This window comes from Dyadobacter sp. CY345 (assembly GCF_021502725.1).
Taxonomy (GTDB): Bacteria; Bacteroidota; Bacteroidia; order Cytophagales; family Spirosomataceae; genus Dyadobacter.
The window spans coordinates 122,868-144,905 of the sequence record NZ_JAKFFS010000005.1; the positions used below are offsets into that span (position 1 = coordinate 122,868).

At 40.7% G+C, this 22,038-nt stretch carries 18 protein-coding genes, 1 tRNA gene and 1 pseudogene; 9 read left to right on the forward strand and 11 right to left on the reverse strand.

Features of this window, described 5'->3' with window-relative positions:
• Positions 1-67: 67 nt before the first annotated feature.
• Both L0657_RS21130 and L0657_RS21135 read right to left on the reverse strand, forming a co-directional pair.
• Positions 68-484 (reverse strand): DoxX family membrane protein, encoded by a 417-nt coding sequence (locus L0657_RS21130; RefSeq protein ID WP_235152756.1) that lies wholly within the window; start codon positions 482-484, stop codon positions 68-70.
• A 668-nt stretch (positions 485-1,152) separates the two neighbouring features.
• Entirely contained in the window at positions 1,153-3,024 is a 1,872-nt protein-coding gene (locus L0657_RS21135; protein ID WP_235152757.1) for a gliding motility-associated C-terminal domain-containing protein, read from the reverse strand.
• A gap of 65 nt (positions 3,025-3,089) precedes the next feature.
• Here L0657_RS21135 and rlmD point away from each other — a divergent pair, with 65 nt between their 5' ends.
• A complete protein-coding gene (rlmD, locus tag L0657_RS21140; RefSeq protein WP_235152758.1) occupies positions 3,090-4,493 on the forward strand; it encodes a 23S rRNA (uracil(1939)-C(5))-methyltransferase RlmD in 1,404 nt (467 codons plus the stop codon).
• 148 nt (positions 4,494-4,641) lie between these two features.
• Here rlmD and dnaB read toward each other — a convergent pair whose 3' ends face one another.
• A complete protein-coding gene (gene dnaB, locus L0657_RS21145; RefSeq protein WP_235152759.1) occupies positions 4,642-6,270 on the reverse strand; it encodes a replicative DNA helicase in 1,629 nt (542 codons plus the stop codon).
• 235 nt (positions 6,271-6,505) lie between these two features.
• Here dnaB and L0657_RS21150 point away from each other — a divergent pair, with 235 nt between their 5' ends.
• From L0657_RS21150 to L0657_RS21160, 3 genes are read left to right on the forward strand one after another with little or no spacing between them, the layout of a single operon-like run.
• Entirely contained in the window at positions 6,506-7,453 is a 948-nt protein-coding gene (locus tag L0657_RS21150; RefSeq protein ID WP_235152760.1) for a PhoH family protein, read from the forward strand.
• Positions 7,434-8,768 (forward strand): M43 family zinc metalloprotease, encoded by a 1,335-nt coding sequence (locus L0657_RS21155; protein WP_235152761.1) that lies wholly within the window; start codon positions 7,434-7,436, stop codon positions 8,766-8,768. The genes L0657_RS21150 and L0657_RS21155 overlap by 20 nt, the downstream gene beginning before the upstream one ends.
• A gap of 9 nt (positions 8,769-8,777) precedes the next feature.
• Positions 8,778-10,862, forward strand: coding sequence for a ComEC/Rec2 family competence protein (locus L0657_RS21160; protein ID WP_235152762.1), 2,085 nt, complete (start codon positions 8,778-8,780; stop codon positions 10,860-10,862).
• On the opposite strand, the gene L0657_RS21165 is transcribed toward L0657_RS21160, so the two are convergent.
• Positions 10,851-11,966 (reverse strand): hypothetical protein, encoded by a 1,116-nt coding sequence (locus L0657_RS21165; protein WP_235152763.1) that lies wholly within the window; start codon positions 11,964-11,966, stop codon positions 10,851-10,853. The two genes, L0657_RS21160 and L0657_RS21165, sit on opposite strands and share 12 nt — an antisense overlap.
• 43 nt (positions 11,967-12,009) lie before the next feature.
• Here L0657_RS21165 and L0657_RS21170 point away from each other — a divergent pair, with 43 nt between their 5' ends.
• Positions 12,010-12,483, forward strand: coding sequence for a dCMP deaminase family protein (locus tag L0657_RS21170; RefSeq protein ID WP_235152764.1), 474 nt, complete (start codon positions 12,010-12,012; stop codon positions 12,481-12,483).
• Positions 12,484-12,658: 175 nt separating this feature from the next.
• Here the strand turns inward: L0657_RS21170 and L0657_RS21175 are convergent, their stop codons facing one another.
• Entirely contained in the window at positions 12,659-13,171 is a 513-nt protein-coding gene (locus L0657_RS21175; RefSeq protein ID WP_235152765.1) for a peptidylprolyl isomerase, read from the reverse strand.
• Positions 13,172-13,270: 99 nt separating this feature from the next.
• Here L0657_RS21175 and L0657_RS21180 point away from each other — a divergent pair, with 99 nt between their 5' ends.
• Positions 13,271-13,873, forward strand: a complete 603-nt coding sequence (locus L0657_RS21180) for an ACP phosphodiesterase (RefSeq protein WP_235152766.1) — start codon at positions 13,271-13,273, stop codon at positions 13,871-13,873.
• Positions 13,874-13,914: 41 nt separating this feature from the next.
• The gene (holA, locus tag L0657_RS21185; RefSeq protein WP_235152767.1) at positions 13,915-14,934 is read left to right on the forward strand and encodes a DNA polymerase III subunit delta; all 1,020 of its coding nucleotides are present in this window, start codon (positions 13,915-13,917) and stop codon (positions 14,932-14,934) included.
• 43 nt (positions 14,935-14,977) lie between these two features.
• Here holA and L0657_RS21190 read toward each other — a convergent pair.
• From L0657_RS21190 to L0657_RS21210, 6 genes and pseudogenes are all read right to left on the reverse strand, one after another.
• Positions 14,978-15,442 (reverse strand): annotated as a pseudogene (locus L0657_RS21190) (2OG-Fe(II) oxygenase); the annotation flags it as partial.
• A 15-nt stretch (positions 15,443-15,457) separates the two neighbouring features.
• Complete coding sequence (locus L0657_RS28075; protein ID WP_310588297.1) at positions 15,458-15,691, reverse strand: hypothetical protein; 234 nt, start codon at positions 15,689-15,691, stop codon at positions 15,458-15,460.
• A gap of 118 nt (positions 15,692-15,809) precedes the next feature.
• Entirely contained in the window at positions 15,810-17,588 is a 1,779-nt protein-coding gene (locus L0657_RS21195) for an ABC transporter ATP-binding protein (protein WP_235152768.1), read from the reverse strand.
• A 216-nt stretch (positions 17,589-17,804) separates the two neighbouring features.
• Complete coding sequence (locus tag L0657_RS21200; protein WP_235152769.1) at positions 17,805-18,716, reverse strand: AraC family transcriptional regulator; 912 nt, start codon at positions 18,714-18,716, stop codon at positions 17,805-17,807.
• Positions 18,717-18,779: 63 nt separating this feature from the next.
• A complete protein-coding gene (locus L0657_RS21205) occupies positions 18,780-19,580 on the reverse strand; it encodes an SDR family oxidoreductase (protein WP_235152770.1) in 801 nt (266 codons plus the stop codon).
• Positions 19,581-19,824: 244 nt separating this feature from the next.
• Positions 19,825-19,898: transfer RNA gene (locus L0657_RS21210), tRNA-Met, on the reverse strand.
• A 199-nt stretch (positions 19,899-20,097) separates the two neighbouring features.
• Between L0657_RS21210 and L0657_RS21215 the strand changes: the two genes are divergently transcribed.
• Together L0657_RS21215 and L0657_RS21220 are read left to right on the forward strand one after the other, a co-directional pair.
• Positions 20,098-20,490 carry an START-like domain-containing protein gene (locus L0657_RS21215; protein WP_235152771.1) on the forward strand — a complete coding sequence of 131 codons (393 nt, stop codon included), beginning with the start codon at positions 20,098-20,100 and terminating at the stop codon, positions 20,488-20,490.
• Positions 20,490-21,992, forward strand: coding sequence for an LptF/LptG family permease (locus L0657_RS21220; RefSeq protein ID WP_235152772.1), 1,503 nt, complete (start codon positions 20,490-20,492; stop codon positions 21,990-21,992). The genes L0657_RS21215 and L0657_RS21220 overlap by 1 nt, the downstream gene beginning before the upstream one ends.
• The last annotated feature ends 46 nt before the right edge of the window (positions 21,993-22,038 follow it).

Genomic DNA, 22,038 nt, shown 5'->3' on the forward strand with positions numbered 1-22,038 from the left:
CTTTTATATAGTTTCTGACTTTTATTATGTATAGTATTTTAAATATTTATATAGAATTCCTAATTTTCTATTCCACTTTATTGCGTTTCAGCACATTGTCGACTGCAAAGGAATTATATTTTTGCTCAAAAATAATAAGAACGGAGAAGAATGCGGCGTGGATAAGCTGTGATGGTATAGCATCCCACGATTCGATCATAGTTGAGCCAAAAATCAAAGCGATCATTACAAACACACCTCCTGCCAATGATTCCTTGGTAAACAGACCGAGTAATAGCAGCGTTCCGACCACAAATTCAGCAATAGGCAGGATATAACTAAATGGTGTTACGACAAAGTCCGGCAGCATTGATTTTTGAAATTGCCCGACCATCCATCCGCTGAAACCGTTCAATTTTGGCAGTCTCACCAGCCCGTGACCAAACATACTCATACCGACTGCAAGTCGCGCCGTTAGAAAAGATAATTGTTGAGGGGAGATCATATAATTTGAAGGTTTCGAAAATGATTTTATTTACTTAAATATACTCGAAAAGGACTTCTAAAACTTTGTGCCGGTTTATTATTTGTATATAATATACTATATTTTAATTCAAAAAGAACCTGTTCAGAAGGTTATATAGGCCTGGCAACTTTCCTTAATTCCCGTGTGAGATGTCCAAGACGCAAGGTTATTCCTATTTACAATATTTTAATTATTTCAATATTTACTCAATTTAAAAATCTTATCTTCTCCAATGTCAGAGAAGTTTCCCAATCAGATTTTTATAATTATCATTACAGAAAGCTTTTAATACTTATGAATTTTTTAAATGTAAATAAATAGTTTATTATTTATAAAAAGTAATTAAAGTTTAGTATTTATTATAAGTTAAATAAGTTTAAAATAGCGTAGACAAAGTACTGGCTATTAACAATATGTTGAAATTTTCTGAAATTTAATACCTATTAATGTGCAGCTTTATAATTTTAACTGCGTAGACGCCGCTATTTATCTTTTTGTACGGAATTGATTTTCGCAGATTTTTGATGCACGTTTTGGAATTTCGAGATTAAATCATTGAGAGTGGTTATACGATGCGGCCGTTTAAATAGTCGAAAAATTGCTTTCATAAAATATAAATATTTCAATATAGCAGCCAAAGGTTTTTTTTATTTCAAAACGGTAAGTCCGCCTTTGAAAGATTTTTGTGTGTATTGAACGACATAAAAATAGTAGCCCGCAGAGATGGCGTTCGGACACCAGTTTTGATTTTTGTTTTTCGAGTAATATACTTGTTTCCCCCAGCGGTTAAAAATCGTAATATCCTTGAACAAGTCGTTGCACGAGCCTTCGGAAATCTCGTCAAAAATCAGACAATCATTTTTCCCATCGCCGTTAGGAGTGATTACATTCGGCAAATCAATTACTGCCTTGCCTGAATTATCACTCAATTTAAGTACAACGGACGTAGTATCACTGGCAGCAAGGCAAGCCTTGTCCTGCGTAATAAAATCAACAGTAAAAGTTTGACTTGTATCACCATTCATAATCCGGCAATCAGGATTCCAGGAAAATTGCGAGGATAATTGTCCGATGCCGGATTTACTTCCAAATAACATACCAACATCCGCCAAATCGAAACCTCTCCCTTTTGCATTTAGCGTGATCGAGCTTGTGTCAGGGTCTATTGCCGTAACTTCAAAAATAATACCTTCTGAGGATGATAGTTCGTAGGAAAGCGATGAAGTGCTTAAAGAAGTGGTTACAACCGGTGGAATATTTTCGCTGCCTTCCCGGCGAATGTAAATTACCAGCGTATCCGTCAGCGGTACCGGGCAGCTTTCATCCTGCACGATCAATTCGATCCGTATTGGCCTGTTGTCATCAGTAACAAAACAGGCATCCAGGCATACTTGAAAACGCATCGTATCATTCGCAACCGTCGTTCGGTACTGCGCAGGCAGTATCGAAAAATAATTTTGGGTTTGATCTATTGCACGCCCGGAAACCTGGAGAAGCTCGTTTATTGAAGGATCAGTAACCATGACTTCGAAACAATTGGGATCATCCTTTCCGATCGTGACGATCTGATTACTGCTATAAAATGTGCTTTTACCTTTTTCTTTAAACAGTATTTCGGGTTTGTCCATTTTTGGGCAGTCGACCACCCTTAACTGAAAGTCACGTATGAGCGTTCCAATTTTTATCCCGTTTCTAAATTCATCAACCTGAACTGCGAATACATATAATCCCAGGTTTCCAGCTGTCAATGACAGCATGCCTGTTTTATAATCAACAGTTAAAGGCTTGGACCCCGGTATAATGTTATCGTTTGTAATGCCATCAATCCAGGTTAGTTTGGGATAATTAGACGAACCTATGGCCTGGATGCCTGGCCGATCTTTTGTTGAAAATCCTTGCAGCGGTGTAACCAGTCGATATGAAAGGCTGTCACCGTCCGGATCGGTGCCACCAAAATTGAATAAAAAGGGTGAATTGACGCATGCATAATCTCCCTCGATATCCGGAAATTTGGGAGAAGAATTATGAAAAGCTGTTCCATTTTGAACAATAGCCGAAAATTCCAGATAAAATAAACTTCCGGCATCTCCCGGCGATTTGATATTCGTTATCGTCCCATTCCGGCAGCACCGATCCCAAACGATGTAATAACCTTCGGGGTCACTGAAATCTGATGCGTCAAGAAAAATATCGGTTGCATAGGTTATTTGTATGGTTTCTGTTGAAGAAATTACGCAGAGCTGGTTGGTATAAGAGACGGACTTTCGTTCTATTTTGGGTATCTCAACAAAGCCAATGGAAGCATTGTCGCGCTTTCTGAATACATAAACCACAACCTGATTATCTTCAGCGCCCGGGTTGCCGTTAAGTGCATCAAAATACAGTGTAAGCCCAATGTTATAGTTATAATAACTATTTTTGTTCTCGGTTAAAAATAATTGCCCTCCCACAATATGTGTGGCTCTTGCTTCGATCATGCATAGCAGAAGTACGAAGGATAAAATCAATCGGTTTTTCATGACGGGCATTGTGGTAAAAGTTAGGCGATAGGTAGTATCAGAATTTAGAAATAAAACAAAAAGAAATGTCAAAGGGTACCAGGTACGAATACGTTGAAATTACTGATTTCGCGGCAGAAGGTAAGTGTATTTTCAAATCAGATGATGGTGTAATTTTTATAGAAGGAAATGTTGCGCCGGGGGATATTGTGGATCTGGAAGTGGTCAGAACAAAGAAAAAATTGAAAGAGGCGATTGTCACCAAAGTTCATTCGTATTCTTCGCTTCGGACGCAGCCCTATTGCCAGCATTACGCGGTTTGCGGCGGATGCAAATGGCAGCATATTGCTTACGAGCATCAGTTAAGATTTAAGAGACAGCAGGTCGTTGATCATTTTCAGAGAATTGGCAAGATCAAAAATGTAGAGATCAATCCGATTCTTGCCGGACCGAAGACAGAATATTATCGTAACAAACTGGAATTTACTTTCTCAAATTACCGCTGGGTAACAAAGGAACAATTAGATACTGGCGAAGCATTTTCAAGAAACGCACTGGGTTTTCACGTTCCAAAGCGCTTCGATAAAATTTTTACCGTAGATACATGTCACTTGCAACCGGACCCTTCCAATGCTCTGCGTAATTCGCTTCACGCGTTTGGAGAGGAGCAGCAAATCCCATATTATGACGTTAAATATAACGTTGGAACGCTCAGAAATCTGGTAGTTCGTACGGCAAATACAGGCGATATTATGGTGATCGTGCAGTTTGGCGAGCAGAACGACGAAGCGATTGATAAGGTTATGAATTATATGCGGGATAATCATCCGGAAATTACTTCGCTGAATTATATCGTAAACTTGAAAGGAAATGATTCTTACCAGGATCAGGAGGTAATTAATTTCTCGGGAGAAGCGACAATCAGAGAGACAATGGAAGATCTGACGTTTTTAGTTGGGCCTAAGTCTTTTTATCAGACAAACTCTGAACAAGCATACAATTTGTTTAAAGTGACAAGAGATTACGCAGGACTAACCGGAAATGAATCTGTATACGATTTATATACCGGAACCGGGACGATTGCCAATTTCGTTGCGCGCCAGGCCAGGAAGGTTGTCGGGGTTGAATATGTTGAGGCAGCGGTTCAGGATGCTCGAATAAATTCTGCATTAAACGGAATCACGAACACCGAATTTTTCGCAGGTGATATGCGAAGAATAATGAATGAAGGATTTTTGGCAAAACATGGAAGACCAGATGTAATCATCACTGATCCGCCTCGGGCAGGTATGGACCAACCGGTTGTGGAAACGATTTTAGCTGCCGCTCCTGACCGCGTTGTCTACGTTAGCTGCAATACCGCAACTCAGGCACGGGATTTGGCATTGATGTCTGAGGATTATGAGGTTACCAAAGTGCAGCCCGTGGATATGTTCCCTAATACGCATCACGTTGAAAATGTCGCTTTGTTGATCAGAAAGGAGCGATAGAATCGGAAGTATGAATAGTATTATTTCTATTTACGACATCATTTTTTGCGATTTTTAAATTAAATTAATATAATTTTACCAATAAATAAGCAAGCCGCCTGAACCTTATGTTCAGACGGCTTTCTCATTTACAAATATCTTTTTTAACTTAAAAAGGCGGCTCGCTGTCCGGGCCTTTGTAGTCAAAATTATTTAAATCATTGGCTCTGCTTCTTAAAGTTCCTCCACCAGAATTTTGTGCCGGATTTGCATTTCTGTTTTGATTTTCAAAAGAAGAAATCGGATTTGGATTGTTAATAGGACGATCCGTTACGAAAGGAGCAGGCGCAAACTGAGAATCCAGATCGGCGAATTTTGTATACTTGCCGATAAATCTAAGCTGCACAGTTTCCAAAGATCCAGCCCTGTTTTTTGCTATGATAACCTCGCCGACACCAGCAACTGAATTTCCGGTTTCATCTTCGGTAATTCCATAATATTCAGGACGATACAAGAAAATTACCATATCGGCATCCTGCTCGATCGATCCTGATTCCCTTAAATCTGAAAGCTGAGGTCTTTTTTCACCACCACGGGTTTCTACTGCACGGCTCAACTGAGAAAGCGCAATCACGGGCACATCAAGTTCCTTCGCAAGATTTTTCAACGAACGTGAAATCATCGCAATTTCCTGTTCACGGTTCCCAGCACCTTTTCCGCCCGTATCACCGGTCATCAGCTGCAAGTAGTCGATAACCACCATTTGGATATCATGCTGCGCTTTCAATCGACGGCATTTTGCCCGCAATTCCAAAATGGACAGGGCAGGGGTATCGTCTATAAAAATGGGTGCGTTGGTCAGTCGATGGATACGGTGGTGAAGCTGCTCCCACTCGTGCGGAGCAAGGCTTCCCTTACGAATTTTTTCACTATCAATTTCTGCTTCGGCCGAGATAAGACGATTCACCAGCTGGACCGAGGACATTTCGAGCGAGAAAATCGCTACTGACATATTAAAATCCACAGCTGCATTTCGGAGTGACGAAACGACAAAAGCCGTTTTTCCCATACCCGGACGCGCTGCAAGGATAACCAATTCAGTTTTCTGCCAGCCTGACGTAACTCTGTCAAGCGCACTGAAACCGGAAGGAACGCCCGTTAATCCATCCTTGTTATTTTTTTTCTGATCCAGCTCTTCCAATGCCTGGCGCATCAAAGAGCCCATGTCAGAATAATTTTTCTTAATATTGGATTCTGAAATTTGAAACAAAGCCTGTTCGGTCTTGTCAAGCAGTTTGAAAACGTCAGTGGTATCTTCAAATGCATCTCTCTGAATTTCAGAAGAAATTGTAATTAGTTCACGTCTGATGGACGCTTGGGTGATGATTCTTGCATGGTACTCAATGTTCGCCGCCGAGTTGACTTTTGAGGTTAGGCCAACGATATAAGATGACCCGCCAATCAGTTCAATTTCGCCGGTACTCCGCAATTTAGAAATCACGGTGAGCATATCAATAGGCTCGGAATCTGCAAAGAGTGTCAGGATCGCAGAATAAATTCTTTGGTGCACATCTTTGTAAAAACTCTGTGGCCGTAATATGTCTACAACAGCTGTAAGTGCGTCTTTTTCAATCATTAAGGCTCCCAGAACTGCCTCTTCCAGATCTATGGCCTGAGGAGGAAGTTTGCCATAGTTTTGTTCAAAACCTTGTGTACGGGAAACAGCTGGCTTCCGGCTGGGAATACCTGATTTAGTACCTGACTTATTAAATTGGTTTGTCGATTTGTCATTTTCCATGTATGACAAAATTAAACATAACGGGGTTGTCAGAAAAGAAACTTGCGACAACTATTTTTTTTAATTTGTTAAAAATATCATGTCTAGCTGATTATGAAAGAGTTGATCAAAATATATTTATTTTACATTGTTAGCTTTGGTATGGAATTTTTAATTTGTGTATCATATTAGAATAAATCTTGGTTATTATTACTAAATTTTAGAGTAATTACTTAAACACTAAACGATCATTCATTTGCTAGAAAAAATTATCACGCTCGAAGACGTCTCAATGGTCGATTTTTTGGGCACTCATAATTCGAATATTAAAGAAGTATCCGCAGCTTTTCCGAAAAGCAAAATTATTTCACGCGGGAATGAAATCCGGATTCAGGGCACTGCACCTGAAATTATGCGTATCACCGACATACTAGAATCTTTGGTTGCGCATTACCTGAAATATGGTAAGGTCACGAGTGAAAATGTTAAAGTTTATTTGAATGGCATTTCAAGGCCTGCTGTCCAAAATGCAGAAGATGACGCTGACGTGATTATCTACGGGAATAAGGGGCTGGTCGTTAAAGCCAAAACTGCTAACCAGAAATTGTTGGTTGAGGCTGCTGCGAAGTTTGATCTAGTATTTGCGGTAGGGCCTGCGGGGACTGGAAAAACATATACTGCGGTAGCCATAGCGGTCCGGGCTTTGAAAAATAAAGAAGTACGTAAAATTATTATCACGCGTCCGGCGGTTGAGGCGGGAGAGAACCTTGGGTTTTTGCCGGGTGATTTGAAAGAAAAAATAGATCCGTATTTACGGCCAATTTACGATGCACTGGACGACATGATCGCGCCGGAAAAGTTAAAGCTTTATCTGGAAACGCGTGTTATCGAAATTGCTCCGCTTGCCTATATGCGTGGTAGAACGCTAAACAACGCGTTTATTTTGCTTGATGAGGCGCAGAATACTACGCCGATGCAAATGAAAATGTTTCTTACCCGTATGGGGCCAAGTTCAAAAGCCATCATCACGGGTGATAAGTCGCAGATCGATCTTCCTAAAAACCTTAAATCAGGTTTGATAGACTCACTTGCCGTTTTGAAAGGCATTAAGGGTATTAGTTTTGTAGAATTGGATGGTTCGGACGTTGTACGCCACCGTTTGGTCAGGGATATTCTGGCTGCTTATGAAAAATCGGAAATTTAATCGTCACACCTTTTTATTTATAGCGCTCCTGGGACTTTTTTTTCCCGGGAGCGTTTTTGCGCAAATAGCGGATTCGCTTCTGATTCGCTGCGTGACACATGAAAGGGAAATTTACAAAGAGAAAAAAAGTCCTGGTTTATATCAGGATCGGATTAATACCGAAAATGCAATTCAGGAATATTTAAATAGTAACCGCGTAAATCTTCGGGTTGGTGCTACAAATGAAGTGATAAGAATTCCGGTTGTCGTGCATATCTTGCATAACCGGCGCGACGGGGTCGTCGGCGGGCCAAATAATCCAAACATTACAAACGAGCAGATAAGAAGTCAGATTGAGGTTTTGAATGAAGATTACAGGAGGAAGGCAAATACCAGAGGGTTTAACTCGGATCCTGTTGGGGTGGACACCGGCATCGAATTTTACCTCGCTGAATATGATGAAAATGGAAAAAGTACTACTGGGATCACAAGAACTCAATATCTCGCAAGAGACTTGTTTAACCCGATAACAGACGATCAGCTTTTATCTGATATTGCTTACTGGCCATCCGATAAGTATTTAAATATTTGGGTTTGCCGGCTTCTCGATTCCTATCTTGGGATCTCCCAGTTTCCGTCGGTGGAGGGAATTGATGGGCTGAATACAAGAAATGAGAATTATGAACGTACCGATGGGGTTATCATTGATTTTCGTTTTTTTGGTAGGGATGCGACAGTAAATACAAGTAAAATTTATAATCTCGGCAGAACAACAACGCATGAAGTCGGGCATTGGCTTGGTTTGATTCATATTTGGGGCGATGCATTTTGTGGTGATGATTTCTGCGACGATACACCGCCGGCAGAGAGCCGAAACCAGACTTCCGTTTGTGTTGATAAATATTCAAATTGCTCAGGCTTTCCAACGCGTAATATGATTGAAAATTACATGGATTATTCGCCGGATTCCTGTATGAATATTTTTACTGCTGACCAGTTAGCGCGAATGAAGGCGGTGTTAGAGCTGAGTCCGCGGAGGAAAAAAATGATTGAATCGGCGAAAGAAGGCAGACTGGAACCTTCGGAAAACCTGGCGTTAGAAGTTTTTCCGAACCCGGCAAGTGAAGAAGTGAATGCAAATGTCCGCTTTGCCGATTTTCAAAATTTTTCCCTGTCCATTTATGATATCAAAGGAAATCGTCTTGAAAACCAGACGTATACGGATGTCTGGAGCAGACGTGTTACACTCGATATTAATAAATTAGATACAGGATTATATTTTTTTAAAGTGACCACAGACAAAGAAACCGTCACAAAGAGGTTTGTAATTAAATAACAAAAAAGTATGCTCTCACGAGTACCTTTTGTTGGATTAATTCTGACTTTTTCGATCGGTATTTTACTTGGCGACTGGATCATAAATAATCCTTCGGCAAGTCGGTATTTCAATAGCGCAACACAAATGGCTGTGATCCTTGTGGTTACAGCCGTTTCTTTTTGGTTTTATATCCAGAAAAAGTACTTGGTATTTGGCGTTTTACTGAACGTGACATTACTTCTGTCAGGATTTTTGTCGCTTACGTTGCGCCATGAAAGTCTATATCGCAACATTGATTTCCTGACTAAAAATAAGTATGATTTTTATCAGGCAACCGTTCAAAATATACCTGAGAAGAGAGCAAAATCCATTCGGGTCGATGCGATGATTGAAAAAATTCACGTTGACGGAAAGTGGATCAAAGCTGATGTTAAGGCCTATCTGAGTATACCGCAGGATGCTTCACAAATTCCTTCTGCAGGTGATCAGATTGTGGCGAGGGGAAATCTAGAAAACCCAAAACCACCTATGAATCCTGGAGAATTTGATTATCGGCGTTATTTGTGGAACAAGGGAATTGTCTGGACGGATTATCTACCGGAAAATTCATATCGGGTTATAAAATTATCTGGCAGTCAGAGTGTTAATTCATGGGCGCAACGAATTTCTCAATGGTCGGATAGGCAGTTTCGTGAGAACCTGAAAGATGATAAATCATATGGATTAGTTAAAGCCATGCTGCTGGGCAGACGGGATGATCTGCGTTCAGACCAGGTTGACGACTATACCACTTCGGGAACCGTCCATATTCTTTCTGTTTCGGGTATGCACGTCGCAATTATATTTCTTGTCCTTAGCTATTTGTTAGGTTGGATGAAACGTTTGAAAGGCGGCAAATATCTTTATCTGGCTACCATTATGCTTCTGCTTGGCTTTTATGCAGTGGTCACGGGTCTGCCGCCTTCCGTTCAGAGAGCCACGCTTATGTGTATTGTTTTTGTAGTTGCAGAAGTTTTTGCGCGTAAACATAATGCTATGAATACACTTGCCATATCTGCGCTGATCATTTTATTATTTGATCCACAGGCAATTTTTGATCTTGGATTTCAGCTTTCGTACCTCGCAATGTCCGGGATTTTTTTGTTTTACAGGCCAATAGAATCACTGTGGATGCCGGTTAGTTGGTTGTGGAAATATATCTGGCAGATTACCGCACTTTCATTTGCTGCGCAGCTCGCCACTTTCCCTTTAAGTCTATTCTATTTTCACCAGTTCCCGTTTTACTTTTGGCTCGTCAATCCATTTGTCATTACGTGCACAAATGCGCTCCTACCAGCCGCATTGGTTTTGCTTTTTGTCTGTCTGGGGCCGTTTGTCTGGTTGAAAACCGCCGTAGGTTGGGTAGTTTATTTTTTCGCATTTCTGACGAATATTTCCGCTGCGGTTCCGAAAAACATGCCTGGTTATCTGATCGGGAATCTTTATCTGGATAAGGCCGAAGTTGTCCTGCTTTATGCTTTGGTTCTTTTGGCCTGGTATGCTTACGAATCAACGGAATTTCAATGGTTGAAATACATGGCAGGCCTCGTAATTTTATTTGTTTTTTATTCAACCTCGCAAAGTTTTCAGAATTATATTAGTTTCAAAGGTATGATTCATTCCGTTCCAAAACATTCCGTCGTCAGCCTCAAAGAAGGCGATAGATTGTTTATTTTTTCGGATGAAGCCTTTCGTGTGGATACCAACGCCTATGATTTTTACATCAAAAATTATGCTATCAGTGAAGGCATTTTAGAAACAATATTTTTGGAAGATTCGGTGAAAACTAAAAGTTTGGTTTCAGTGAAGGTTGGAGACGGAAAACTACTTTCGTGGAAAAACCACTTGATATATCTTGGTGGTTATTTTCCGACCAAAACTGCCATTGATTACCTTCTCCTTACTTCACCCAAATACCCGAAGATTTCAAAGATTGATGTAAGTTCAAATACTACTTTTTTAATAAGTGGGGAAATAAAAAAGCGGACGGCAGAACGATGGCAAAACATTCTTCAGGCAAATCATGTTCAGATTCACGACCTCCAAACGCAGGGCGCACTTTTACTGCCTTGAATAAATATCCAGAATTTCTTTACTAATTTTTCGTTCCCACTCTGCCTGTGCAGTGGCGTTTAACCCGTGGGCAGTTGCAGCGTCGTACGCTTCCTGTTCCCGGTTCATCTCTCTAAAAGCTTCTAGAAATTGGTATTGAATTTCACTGTCATAATCTTCGATCGTCAACTCTCCTGATTCCAGCCGTTTTTTGAAACGCTCAACGACAACCCTCGTGATGTCAAAATGCAGCTGTTCATGTCTCAATGTCCCCGCATTCTTCGCTTCCGGCAGTCCCCAGGACATACTTTTTACCATAAAAATTTTCAAATCAATTTGAAGAATCAGATCATCATCTTTTGGATAGGAGTGGCCTTCATAAGCAAAAGATGTAAATACCGCGGCGGCATATCTGCTGCCCGGTCTGCTCTTTTGTCCCTGAAAATCAGACCATACGAGTGGTCGTTTAACACTGTAAAAAACGGTATCAGCCTTATCCTGCGCGGTTACTTCATTAAAAACGATTTTCAGGTTTTTTGACAGAGCAGGATTTTTGCCATTATTTGATGCCATCCACTTTTGAAAATGGATCAATGCCTGGTCCAGCATTTGCCGTATCAGTTTTTCATGATCATATTCTTTTTCCGGACGGGTGTAGGTCGCAGAAGTCTGGTAATTTGTAAGCTCAACGGGCACCATATTTCTATACCAGCGGAATGTCACTTCCAGCTTTATATCTCCGGAAACGCGGTTTGGGCCTAGTCGCTTTTCATTGATCTGGAAATCTTTGATCGTAATTTGAAGCGGCAAAAGTTCAGCGTTTCTTCTAGGCGCAGCGTAGGACCAATAGGAAGCCAGCTCCTTTTCGACCGGGGTGGCTAGAGCGGCCGGTTTCTCCTTCCCAAAGGAAATAACTTTTCCAAAAACATTACCTCTTGTCTTGCGCTTGTCGTCCACATCCTGCACAAAGAATTTGTTCGACCGGATTATGGACGACGGTTCTCTTGTGAGCGTTATAATCTCAGGAGTAATTTGAGCAAAAGAAACCAGGTTCAGAAAAATAAATAAGCAAATCAGGCCATTAGTCCTGCTCTTATTTGTTAATCTATATTGAATCCAATTCATGCTTTATCTAAGTTTGCAGGTAATTTATGTTTTAAAGAATCGAATGAGTGCACTAACAACGAAAAACCGTCCGGAATTTGATGATATTTTTATGGAGCTTGCAATAAATCTTGCAAAACGCTCTCATTGCATCAAAGCGCAGGTCGGTGCGGTACTGACAAAGGATACCCGGATTATTTCAATAGGTTATAACGGACCACCGGCAGGAACGCATAATTGCGACGAGGAATTTCCGGAAGTCGGTTGTCCGAGAGATGCAAAAGGAAGCTGTTCACTGGCGCTTCACGCTGAACAGAATGCCATTCTTTTTGCTGTTAAAAACGGATCAAACATTGAAGGAGCAACCCTTTTTGTAACATTAGCTCCTTGTATTTCCTGCGCCAGAGTTATTTATACAATGAAAATAAGTAAGGTGATTTTCCTGCATTCTTATGCAGCTTATAAGGGAATTGGCAGAGAAGAAGGCGTTGAGTTTTTAAGGACTTTTGGCGTGGAGGTTGAGCAATACGCTAAATAATTGTTAATGATTAAGGGTTAATTGTTAAGGGTTAATGAATTAACTGAGATTGAGTTATCGCTAGTTAATCCACCATTATCAGTGGTGATGTCCACTGTGGCTGCGTGCTTATTCGCTAATAGATGGTTAATGATCAAGGGTCAATTAACCCTTAACCATTAATCCTTAACAATTATTAATGGTGATGTCCACCCTCGCCATGAACGTGTCCGTGACTGATTTCTTCATCAGTTGCAGGGCGAACTGTTAAGATTGAGCCTTGGAAATGCATTTCTTTTCCAGCAAGCGGATGATTGAAATTCATGACAACCACTTCGTCTTTCACTTCAACAACCTGGCCATGCATACGCTCACCATCTTCGTTTGTCATCGGAACAATATTTCCGATCTCCAAAAGTTCTTCCTGGTCAACACCTTCCATAGCAAAAACAGCCTTTGGTAGCTCTACAATTGCCTCAGGGTCAAATTCTCCATAACCTTCTTCGGGGGAGACAACGAAGTCGAAAGTATCACCCTGAGCAAGTCCTTCAATCTTCTCTTCAAAGCCCTCAGGAAGTCCGCTGATTCCTTGGATAAAATACATCGGATCTTCTTCCGTTACTACTTCTACAATATCCATTTCACCGTCATTGTCAGGTATTCTAAGACTATATATAAGTGCTACGACATTATTCTTTTCGACTTTCATTTGCTTGTTTGGTTAAAATATTGGTTGTTGTAAAATAATTGTTCCACGTTGGATTAGGAAAAACAAACGTACGGGAATTTTGCCAAAATGTCTTTTTTTATGAATTTTTTAGCGCATTTATTGCTTTCAGGAGACAATGAGGAGGTAATTATTGGAAATTATGTCGGAGATTTTATAAAAGGCAGATTGACCGGCGATAAGATAATTGGCTGGAGTAACGATTTTCTGCTCGGAGTAAAATTGCACAGGCATATTGACATGTTTACCGATGAGCACCCAATCGTAAGAGAGGCAAAGCATAAGGCTGCGGAAGAGCTGGGAAGAACGGCAGGAATCGCGATTGATATTTACTTTGATTATTTTTTAGCCAAATATTTTGATCAATTTTGCAACGAGACACTCGCAGCATATAGTGCCAGAATGTATGACGTGATCCGGAAAAATGATCCGTTGATTCCGGATCATATGAAATCTATGGTGCGAACAATGATCAAGCAGGATTGGCTAAATACCTATGAAACGCTGGAAGGAATCAAACTGACTTTTAAAAGGTTGTCCGGAAGAGCTGAGTTTCTGGAAGTCTTAAATCTGGCGGACAAAGATTTAAAAAGGAACGAAGAATTTTATCATAATAAATTCGATCTTTTTTTTCCGTTGCTGCAAGCAGAATCAGCCAGGTTTATCGTTGAAACCAGGGATTAGGTGTTGTTGAAGTTATTATATATTAAAAATCAAAATAAAAAATGGCTCAAACGCCTGACGCTGCACTTAAAGAAATTAAAGCTAAGAAGTTTAAACCGGTATATTTCCTACACGGCGACGAACCTTTTTACATTGATATTATTGCTGATGCCCTTGAAGAACGTGTTGTATCCGAGTCTGAAAAAGGATTTAATCAGTTTGTGCTTTACGGTAAAGATACCGATGTGGCCGGCGTGCTGAGTTATGCAAGACGTTATCCATTTATGGCAGAACGGCAGCTTGTGATTGTCAAAGATGCCAATAAACTCGGCGGTATTGATCAAAAAGAACAACAGGCGCGTCTTGAAGATTATGCCCAAAATCCGCTGCACAGTACCGTTCTTGTGTTTTGTTTTCACGCGAATGCAGACGAGCGGAAAACTTTCATCAAAGCTTTCAATACGCATGGCCATGTCATACAATCAAAAAAAATGTATGACAATAAATTGCCGGATTGGGTTGCTTCTTATTGTCAATCGGAAGGAGTTAAAATAAGTCCGAAGGCGGTACAGATGATGGTAGACAATATTGGTAATGATTTAAAAAGGCTTACCAATGAGATTCGGAAAATTATGGTTAACCTCCGTGTTGATCAGGGAATCGATGCTGAGGTAGTGGAGCGTTTTGTGGGAATCAGCAAGGAGTATAATGTTTTTGAATTTCAAAAAGCGCTTTTGATGCGCGACGTGATCAAAGCGAATAAAATTGCCACGCATTTTTCCGCCAACACGAAGGACAATCCGCTTGCCCCGATTTTGATCATTCTTTTTGGTTTTTTTTCAAAGGTTTTACTGGTCCACGCCAGTCAGGATAAGTCTGAAAAGGGCATGGCTGCCGCATTGGGCGTAAATCCTTTTTTTGTTAAAGATTATTCGCTGGCAGCCAGAAATTACCCTTTGCCGAAGGTCGCCCACGTGATTCACTATTTACGTGAAACAGACAGCCGGTTAAAAGGTCTTGACGGCGTGAGTACACCGGAAGGAGAACTTTTGAAGGAACTTGTTTTTAAAATCGTTCATTAGGTCGTCTTACGAGGCATTGGCAAAATGCCTCGTAAAATTCTTTTTAGCTTTGTGCGTCGTGAAAAATGATTCCCAGCGTATACCTTTCGCCTGAATGAACCTCGCTCACGCCGTGTTTCATCTTGACCCGGTAATAACCTCTGCTGCCTTTCGCCGGCCGGAAATTGGTTGTGAACAAAAGGATGTCGCCCTTTTTTGGTTTTAAAACAATCGCTTTGGATTGTGCGCGGGGTATTTGTTGGACTAAAACAAATTCGCCTCCATGATAATCTTCATCAGCTTCATTCAGAAAGATCACGAGCTGCATAGGGAAAAATATTTCGCCATATAAATCCTGATGTAACGTATTATGACCGCCGTGGCCATATTTCAGCACAAGTACCGTTGGTTTGGTCTGTCCATGCTCACGGCATAACTCGTGAAGTTCTTCCAACGATTCAGAAAACGTTTTATTAATGTTCAACACGGTCATCCAGTTGTTGGCAATCGGGACAAGTTTTGGATAAACTGTTTTCCTAACCTCCTAAATCAACTCAGGCAATGGATATTGAAAATATTTATACTCACCCAAGCCGAATCGATAGCGTTCCATTACGATTGTCTTGCGGTATAATGCTTGGTTTTGGTATTGCTTGATTAGCGATGCACATTGCTCCGAACTAATGACATTTTTTAAAACAGCAAAACCGTTGCTGTTCATATTTTCGGTAATTTTCTTCCAGTCTAAGGATTCGATTATGTCAGAGATTGTGTTCATTGTTGAAGGATTACTATTTGATACGACAAAAGTATCCCGCCCCTTAAATTGAAAAAACCTGAATCTTGCTGAGTTGGCGTCAACATAATTCAGGTTTTCAAATAATTCACAATTTCGATCAGGACTCCAATGCGTGAACGTCTTTTCGCTCGCCTATTTGTTGTCTCCACATGGCGTAATAAAGGCCTTTTTCTTCGAGCAGCGCGTTGTGGCTACCGGTTTCAATGATATTTCCTTTTTCTAAAACATAAATTCGGTCAGCATACATAATCGTGGAAAGTCTGTGGGCGATCATAACCGTAATGTGCTGGCGTTGGCTTGTAATGTTGCGGATCGTGTTCGAAATTTCCTCTTCCGTCAGAGAATCAAGCGCGGAAGTTGCTTCGTCAAAAATCATCAAATGAGGGTTTCGCAAAAGCGCCCGGGCAATTGACAGGCGCTGGCGTTCACCTCCTGATAATTTCAAGCCGCCTTCTCCGATCACCGTGTCAATTCCATTTTCGGCTCGTAACAACAGGTTGTAGCACGCCGCCTTTTTCAGTACTTCCGTGATCATTTCATCAGTCGCGGCGGGATTGACAAATAAAAGATTTTCCTTGATCGTTCCTGAAAAAAGCTGTGTATCCTGCGTGACAAAACCGATCTGATGTCTCAATTCTTCAAAATCTATACTGCTGTCGCTGTGATCGTTATAGTATATACTTCCGGTATTTGGATGATATAGTCCCACCAGCAATTTGACCAGTGTCGTTTTTCCTGATCCCGACGGACCTACAAAAGCGATGGTTTCTCCTCGTTTAACATCGAACGAAATTTCGTCCAGTGCTGGTCTCCTTGCAGTTTGATGCTGGAAATGGACTTTTTCAAAACGTAATGTTTCAACAGCGTCAATTCGTTCCGGATGCGCAGGTTTTCTTTCGATTGGTCTGCTTAATAATTTTTCAAGATTTATCAAAGACGCTTCTGCTTCGCGATAGGACAAAATCACATTACCCAATTCCTGTAAAGGTGTGAAAATAAAGAATGAGTAAAATTGCATCATCATCATTTGCCCGACCGTGATCTGATCATGAAATACAAAAAACAGCAGCGAAAACATGATACATTGCTGTAAGAAATTAACGAACGTTCCCTGGATGAAACTGATCGATCGGATACTTTTAACCTTTTTTAATTCCAGTTTCAGGATCTTAAATGTTGTTAAATTAAGCCGGCGAATTTCCTGTTGGGTAAGGCCCAGACTTTTTACAAGCTCAATATTTCGCAGAGATTCCGTCGTCGAACCCGCCAGCGCTGTCGTTTCTTTGACAATATTTTTTTGTACCTCTTTAATCTTCCGACTTAGAATACTGGTAAGCAAAGCCAGCACAACGGAACCGACCAGATAGATAACCGGAAGCATTGGGCTAAGTTTAAATGCTACTATGGTTACAAAGACAATTCCGACTAACGTTGCAAACAACACGTTTACAAAACTGGTGATGAATTTTTCGCAATCGGCCCGTACTTTTTGTAAAACTGACAAGGTTTCTCCACTGCGCTGATCTTCGAAATCCTGATAGGGCAAACGCAGCGCATGGCGTAACCCATCGGTATAAAGGTCCGCTCCAAATTTCTGAATCACCACATTGACAACGTAATCCTGGAACGCTTTTGCGATCCTGGAAACCATAGCGGCCCCAATGATCATCAATAAGCCAATCGTGATACCTTTGAAAAACTCGTCGTTTAAACCATTGTCGCGGAAATATTTTGCCTTGTTTGCAAACGGATCTATTAAAACATTTCCCAGAATGTAGGGATTCAGTAAAGAGAAGATCTGGTTAATAGCCGCTAGGATCAATGCAAGAAAAATGAGGCCTTTATATCGGCTAAGATATTGTAATAATAATTTCATGTCGTGGTGAAATGGCTGTGGTATTTTATGCTAATCATTGTATTAACTTAAAGATAGGAAATTAAATTCTGTTGAATCGGCCGAAATTAGCAGAAAGTAAAAATCCATCCAAAAGCCCAGTGGTTCGGATGGATTGTATTCTTAGTGCCAGAATTTGCAAGTCGGGTTATCTTTTGATTTACAGCATTTTATTGTTTTTTTTAACTGACCTCGCGGTCAGTTAAATGTTTGCCTGAACTCGAGTGGCGAAATGTTCACTTTTTTCTTAAACAGTTTATTGAACGACTGAGGGTATTCAAAACCCAGCTGATAAGCAATTTCAGCGACCGATAAATTGGTTACGGAAAGATATTCCTTGGCCTTTTCAATCAGTTTTGCCTGAATGTGTTGCTGGGCGCTTTGGCCGGTCAGCGAGCGTAACATATCGCTTAAATAATTGGGCGATACATGAAAAGTTTTTGCCAGGAGTTCGACGGATGGAAGCCCGTTTTTCAAGGTTTCTTCGTCCTCGAAATATGCGTTGAGAAACGTCTCCATCTTAGTCAGCAAATCGTTGTTGACGGCTTTTCGTGTAATAAACTGTCTCTCGTAAAACCTGTTGCTGTAATTAAGCAACAGATCAATTTGCGACAGAATAATGTCCTGCGTATGCCGGTCTATATGCTGATATTCTTCATCAATTTTTTCAAAAATCGCGATGATGTTTTTTTCTTCTTTTTCTGAAAGATGTAGTGCTTCATTAACGGCATATGAAAAGAAGCCGTAATTTTTGATCATTGCAGCAAGCGGATGTTTGTATAGAAAATCATGATGAAACAGCAATGTATATCCGGCGCCTTGCTCCGAATTCAGGATTTCGGCGTGGGGAACGTTAAGCGACTGGATCTGTTTAGTAGAAACAAAAGTCATGACACCCTTGTCGTAGTCGTAATACTGCTGACCATATTTCACTTTGCCTGTAATGTCTTTTTTCAGGGATACGCAGTAAAAATTCAGCGTAAAATGTTCCCAGGCGACGTCCTCCGCAAAACGCATATCCCGGACGCGAACGACGCTGACGAGTGGGTGCAACGGCTCGGGCAAAGAGACCATACGGTGAAACTCAGATATGGAGTTAATGATCTTCATTTTCTTGCTTTTATTAAGTTTGAACCTGCAACCGTCTTTTCGGCAGTTACAGGTTTTTGATAACTATCCCAGAATCTGTTTTCTAATCTCCTTTCTGAATTCTTCCCCGCCAACTTCCATACGTCTTGCATACAATGCTTTGGCATCGTCACCTGCAACATAACGGATCTGATCTTTGTCGTCCGTTGCGGCTTCGTAGACAACTTCGGCAATTTGTTCGGCGGTTGAGGCAGCTTTCATCGTTTCAATCGCAGCGAAAAGCTTTTCTTCGAGCTCCTGATAATCGGGATGAGTACTTTTATCAAGTGATCTGCCGGTAAAGTCAGTTGCAATGCCTCCCGGCGCAACGGTTTTTATTTTAATATTATGCAAACCTAATTCAAAGGACATACCCTCAGACCAGCCCTCCAACGCAAATTTAGTAGCATGATAAATGGAGTGCAAGGGGAATGTGAGAAATCCACCCGTCGAGGTTGTGCTTATAAACAAACCGTTTTTCTTTTCTCTGAAATGTGGAATAAACGCCTGCGTGACGCGCAGCACTGCTAAAAGGTTGGTACTGATCTGTTGGGAAATCTGCTCTTCGGTAAGCGCTTCCAGAGCACCCATAAGCCCATAACCTGCGTTATTGAACACTACATCAATTGGCTTTAAAGAAATAGCCTTGGCCACAGTCTTTTTGATTTGCTCGGCATCGGTTACATCAAGCGGCAAAAGCGTAATATTTTCCAGTTGATTAAGTTCTGTTTCTTTTGCCGGGTTTCGCATCGTAGCGATCACATTCCATCCTTTTGCCTGAAATAGTTTTGCGGTTGCTTTCCCTAATCCTGATGATGCTCCTGTAATGAAAATTGTTTTTTGCATTTTGTCAGTGTTTTAATGTCTGATGCAAAATTCCGGCAAGTCTCATCGGGATGTGTTTCCAAATCAAGGTTACTTGTTTCCAAATCGGGGAGGAGCGTTTTTCTCAGTATCACAAAGCAGTATTTTTAATCAGAAAGCGATTTCTCAACTGACTCACAGAAAAATATAATAACCGGCCTGGGTATAATAGGAAAATATAATTCATGGAAAGCAAAAAAGGCTCCCATTTGGAAGCCTTTTTTCGTAGCGGGGAGCAGAATCGAACTGCCGACCTTAGGGTTATGAATCCTACGCTCTAACCATCTGAGCTACCCCGCCGTACCGTTATTGTGGTGCAAAAGTATGTTAAAGAAATTTACAATGCAACTGTTTTTGGCAATTTGAATGAAAAAAACTAAATTGTAAAAAAACAAAAATGTACGTATTCCATTTTTATTAACGTTTTATGTTATATTACAACTTTTAAGATGAGAAGGTTAACCTTATTAGAATGGAAGAACCAATAAACCCAGTCCCGATGGAAAAATTTAAGTTTACGACTGAATTTGAATTACGATCATCCCCAAAAGTGTTATTTCCGTACATATCCACGCCATCTGGTCTGGAACAGTGGTTTGCGGAGAAGGTGATCGTTATGCCAAATCAAAGGTTCGATTTTCAATGGGATGGAGATAGCCATATTGCCAGACAGACGGGTTTGAGAATAAATAAGGGGGTGAAATTTGAATTTGAAAATACCAGCGACGATGACCTGGACAATAACCATCTTGAAATTAAGTTAGAAGTAAGTGAATTGACGCAGACAACCTTTTTAAGAGTGACAGATTATTCGGCAAATAGGGATGAGGCTGAACTAATATCGTTGTGGAATGGGTTTATGGATAATCTTAAAGAAATTGTAGGGAGTTGATGAAAAAGCTGGATAAGCTTATACTAATGTCCTTTTGGGGGCCATTTATAGTAACAATGTCAGTTGTGGTTTTCATATTTTTGATGAAAATCATGATTTTTTATATTGACGATTTCGTGTCAAAAGATTTGGGTATATGGGATTACTCCCGCCTGTTCTTTTTCTTCAGTCTCATTACCGTCCCGACTGCACTGCCGCTTGCCATGTTGTTGTCTTCACTGATGGCTTTTGGCAACCTCGGAGAATTCTTCGAATTGACGGCACTTAAGAGTGCAGGTATTTCTGTTGTCAGGGCTATGGCGCCGCTATTCATTGTCGCCGTCGGGATCAGCATCTTTTCTTTTTATTTCAATGACAGAGTCTCCCCTTGGGCGAATCTGAAAGGATATAGTCTGCTCTATGATATAAAAACCACTAAGGCAACTTTGAAGATCAAGGAAGGGATTTTCTATAATGACCTTCCAGGTTACAGTATCAAGGTTGACAAGAAAATGGCTGATGCGCAGTCGATGAAAGGTATGGTTATCTATAAACACGATAACAGATCATATGAGCGTGGAAACACACAGATTATTCTGGCAGATTCTGGTAAAATGTACACGATCAACGAGAATTCAAATCTTGTGATCGAATTGTATAACGGGACAATGTATAATGAGGAGACGGAAGGGAGTGGAAGGGCATACCTTTCGCCCATAGCAACGGGCGGTCCTGGTGCTCCGCCACCGAGTACGAAGTTTACGAGAAATGTTTTTGATCATTACAAACTCGTTGAAAGTTTGTCGTCTTTCGGTATGCGTCGTACGGATGAAGGTCAGTTCAAATATCATGAATTCATGAAAAATATTGATGATCTGAACCATACCGCTGACTCAATCAAGACTTCTTATGACGAGACCAAGAAAAATCTCCTGCCGAACAGTCAGCAATATTTCTCTTATAATTACAAACAAGGAACGGACCAGGCTATAAAACCTGGAAAATGGATTGACTCTCTAATGGCCAAGCCAATTAAAGACAGTTTGAAAACAGAAATATTGACAAATGCGAAGAGTTCTGCGTCAAGTATGCAAAGCTATGTTAAGTCGAATGCAGAATATTTGCAGTCGAAAATGAAGGATGCCAGTAAATACGAATTGGAAAAACATCATAAATACACCAACGCGATATCCTGTCTGGTTATGTTTCTAATCGGTGCGCCACTTGGGGCAATTATAAAAAAAGGTGGGTTTGGCGTACCTGTTTTGGTCTCGGTTTTATTCTTTATCTTGCTGTATGTGCTCATCAATCAGGGCGATAAATGGGTTAAGGAAGGAATGTTAAGTGTTCCGGTTGGAGCCTGGCTGGCAAATACAGTGCTGTTTCTGGCAGGAGCTTATTTCATTGACCGGGCCAGAAGTGACTCACGTCTTTTCGATAAGGATGTTTATCAAATGCGTATTAAAAGAATTAAATCTTTCCTGGCAAGTAGATTTGGAAAATCGCGGCTTATCAATTCATAGTAAAATTATATTTTCTTTCTAGTAAAAGAATTTGTACTTTTGCGAC

Bases quoted from the DNA above. Each gene is read 5' to 3' on its own strand.
- L0657_RS21130 (WP_235152756.1), bottom strand. From the start codon at position 484: ATGATCTCCCCTCAACAATTATCTTTTCTAACGGCGCGACTTGCAGTC.
- L0657_RS21135 (WP_235152757.1), bottom strand. From the start codon at position 3,024: ATGAAAAACCGATTGATTTTATCCTTCGTACTTCTGCTATGCATGATC.
- rlmD (WP_235152758.1), top strand. From the start codon at position 3,090: ATGTCAAAGGGTACCAGGTACGAATACGTTGAAATTACTGATTTCGCG.
- dnaB (WP_235152759.1), bottom strand. From the start codon at position 6,270: ATGGAAAATGACAAATCGACAAACCAATTTAATAAGTCAGGTACTAAA.
- L0657_RS21155 (WP_235152761.1), top strand. From the start codon at position 7,434: ATGAAAAATCGGAAATTTAATCGTCACACCTTTTTATTTATAGCGCTC.
- L0657_RS21160 (WP_235152762.1), top strand. From the start codon at position 8,778: ATGCTCTCACGAGTACCTTTTGTTGGATTAATTCTGACTTTTTCGATC.
- L0657_RS21165 (WP_235152763.1), bottom strand. From the start codon at position 11,966: ATGAATTGGATTCAATATAGATTAACAAATAAGAGCAGGACTAATGGC.
- L0657_RS21170 (WP_235152764.1), top strand. From the start codon at position 12,010: ATGAGTGCACTAACAACGAAAAACCGTCCGGAATTTGATGATATTTTT.
- L0657_RS21175 (WP_235152765.1), bottom strand. From the start codon at position 13,171: ATGAAAGTCGAAAAGAATAATGTCGTAGCACTTATATATAGTCTTAGA.
- L0657_RS21180 (WP_235152766.1), top strand. From the start codon at position 13,271: ATGAATTTTTTAGCGCATTTATTGCTTTCAGGAGACAATGAGGAGGTA.
- holA (WP_235152767.1), top strand. From the start codon at position 13,915: ATGGCTCAAACGCCTGACGCTGCACTTAAAGAAATTAAAGCTAAGAAG.
- L0657_RS28075 (WP_310588297.1), bottom strand. From the start codon at position 15,691: ATGAACACAATCTCTGACATAATCGAATCCTTAGACTGGAAGAAAATT.
- L0657_RS21195 (WP_235152768.1), bottom strand. From the start codon at position 17,588: ATGAAATTATTATTACAATATCTTAGCCGATATAAAGGCCTCATTTTT.
- L0657_RS21200 (WP_235152769.1), bottom strand. From the start codon at position 18,716: ATGAAGATCATTAACTCCATATCTGAGTTTCACCGTATGGTCTCTTTG.
- L0657_RS21205 (WP_235152770.1), bottom strand. From the start codon at position 19,580: ATGCAAAAAACAATTTTCATTACAGGAGCATCATCAGGATTAGGGAAA.
- L0657_RS21215 (WP_235152771.1), top strand. From the start codon at position 20,098: ATGGAAAAATTTAAGTTTACGACTGAATTTGAATTACGATCATCCCCA.
- L0657_RS21220 (WP_235152772.1), top strand. From the start codon at position 20,490: ATGAAAAAGCTGGATAAGCTTATACTAATGTCCTTTTGGGGGCCATTT.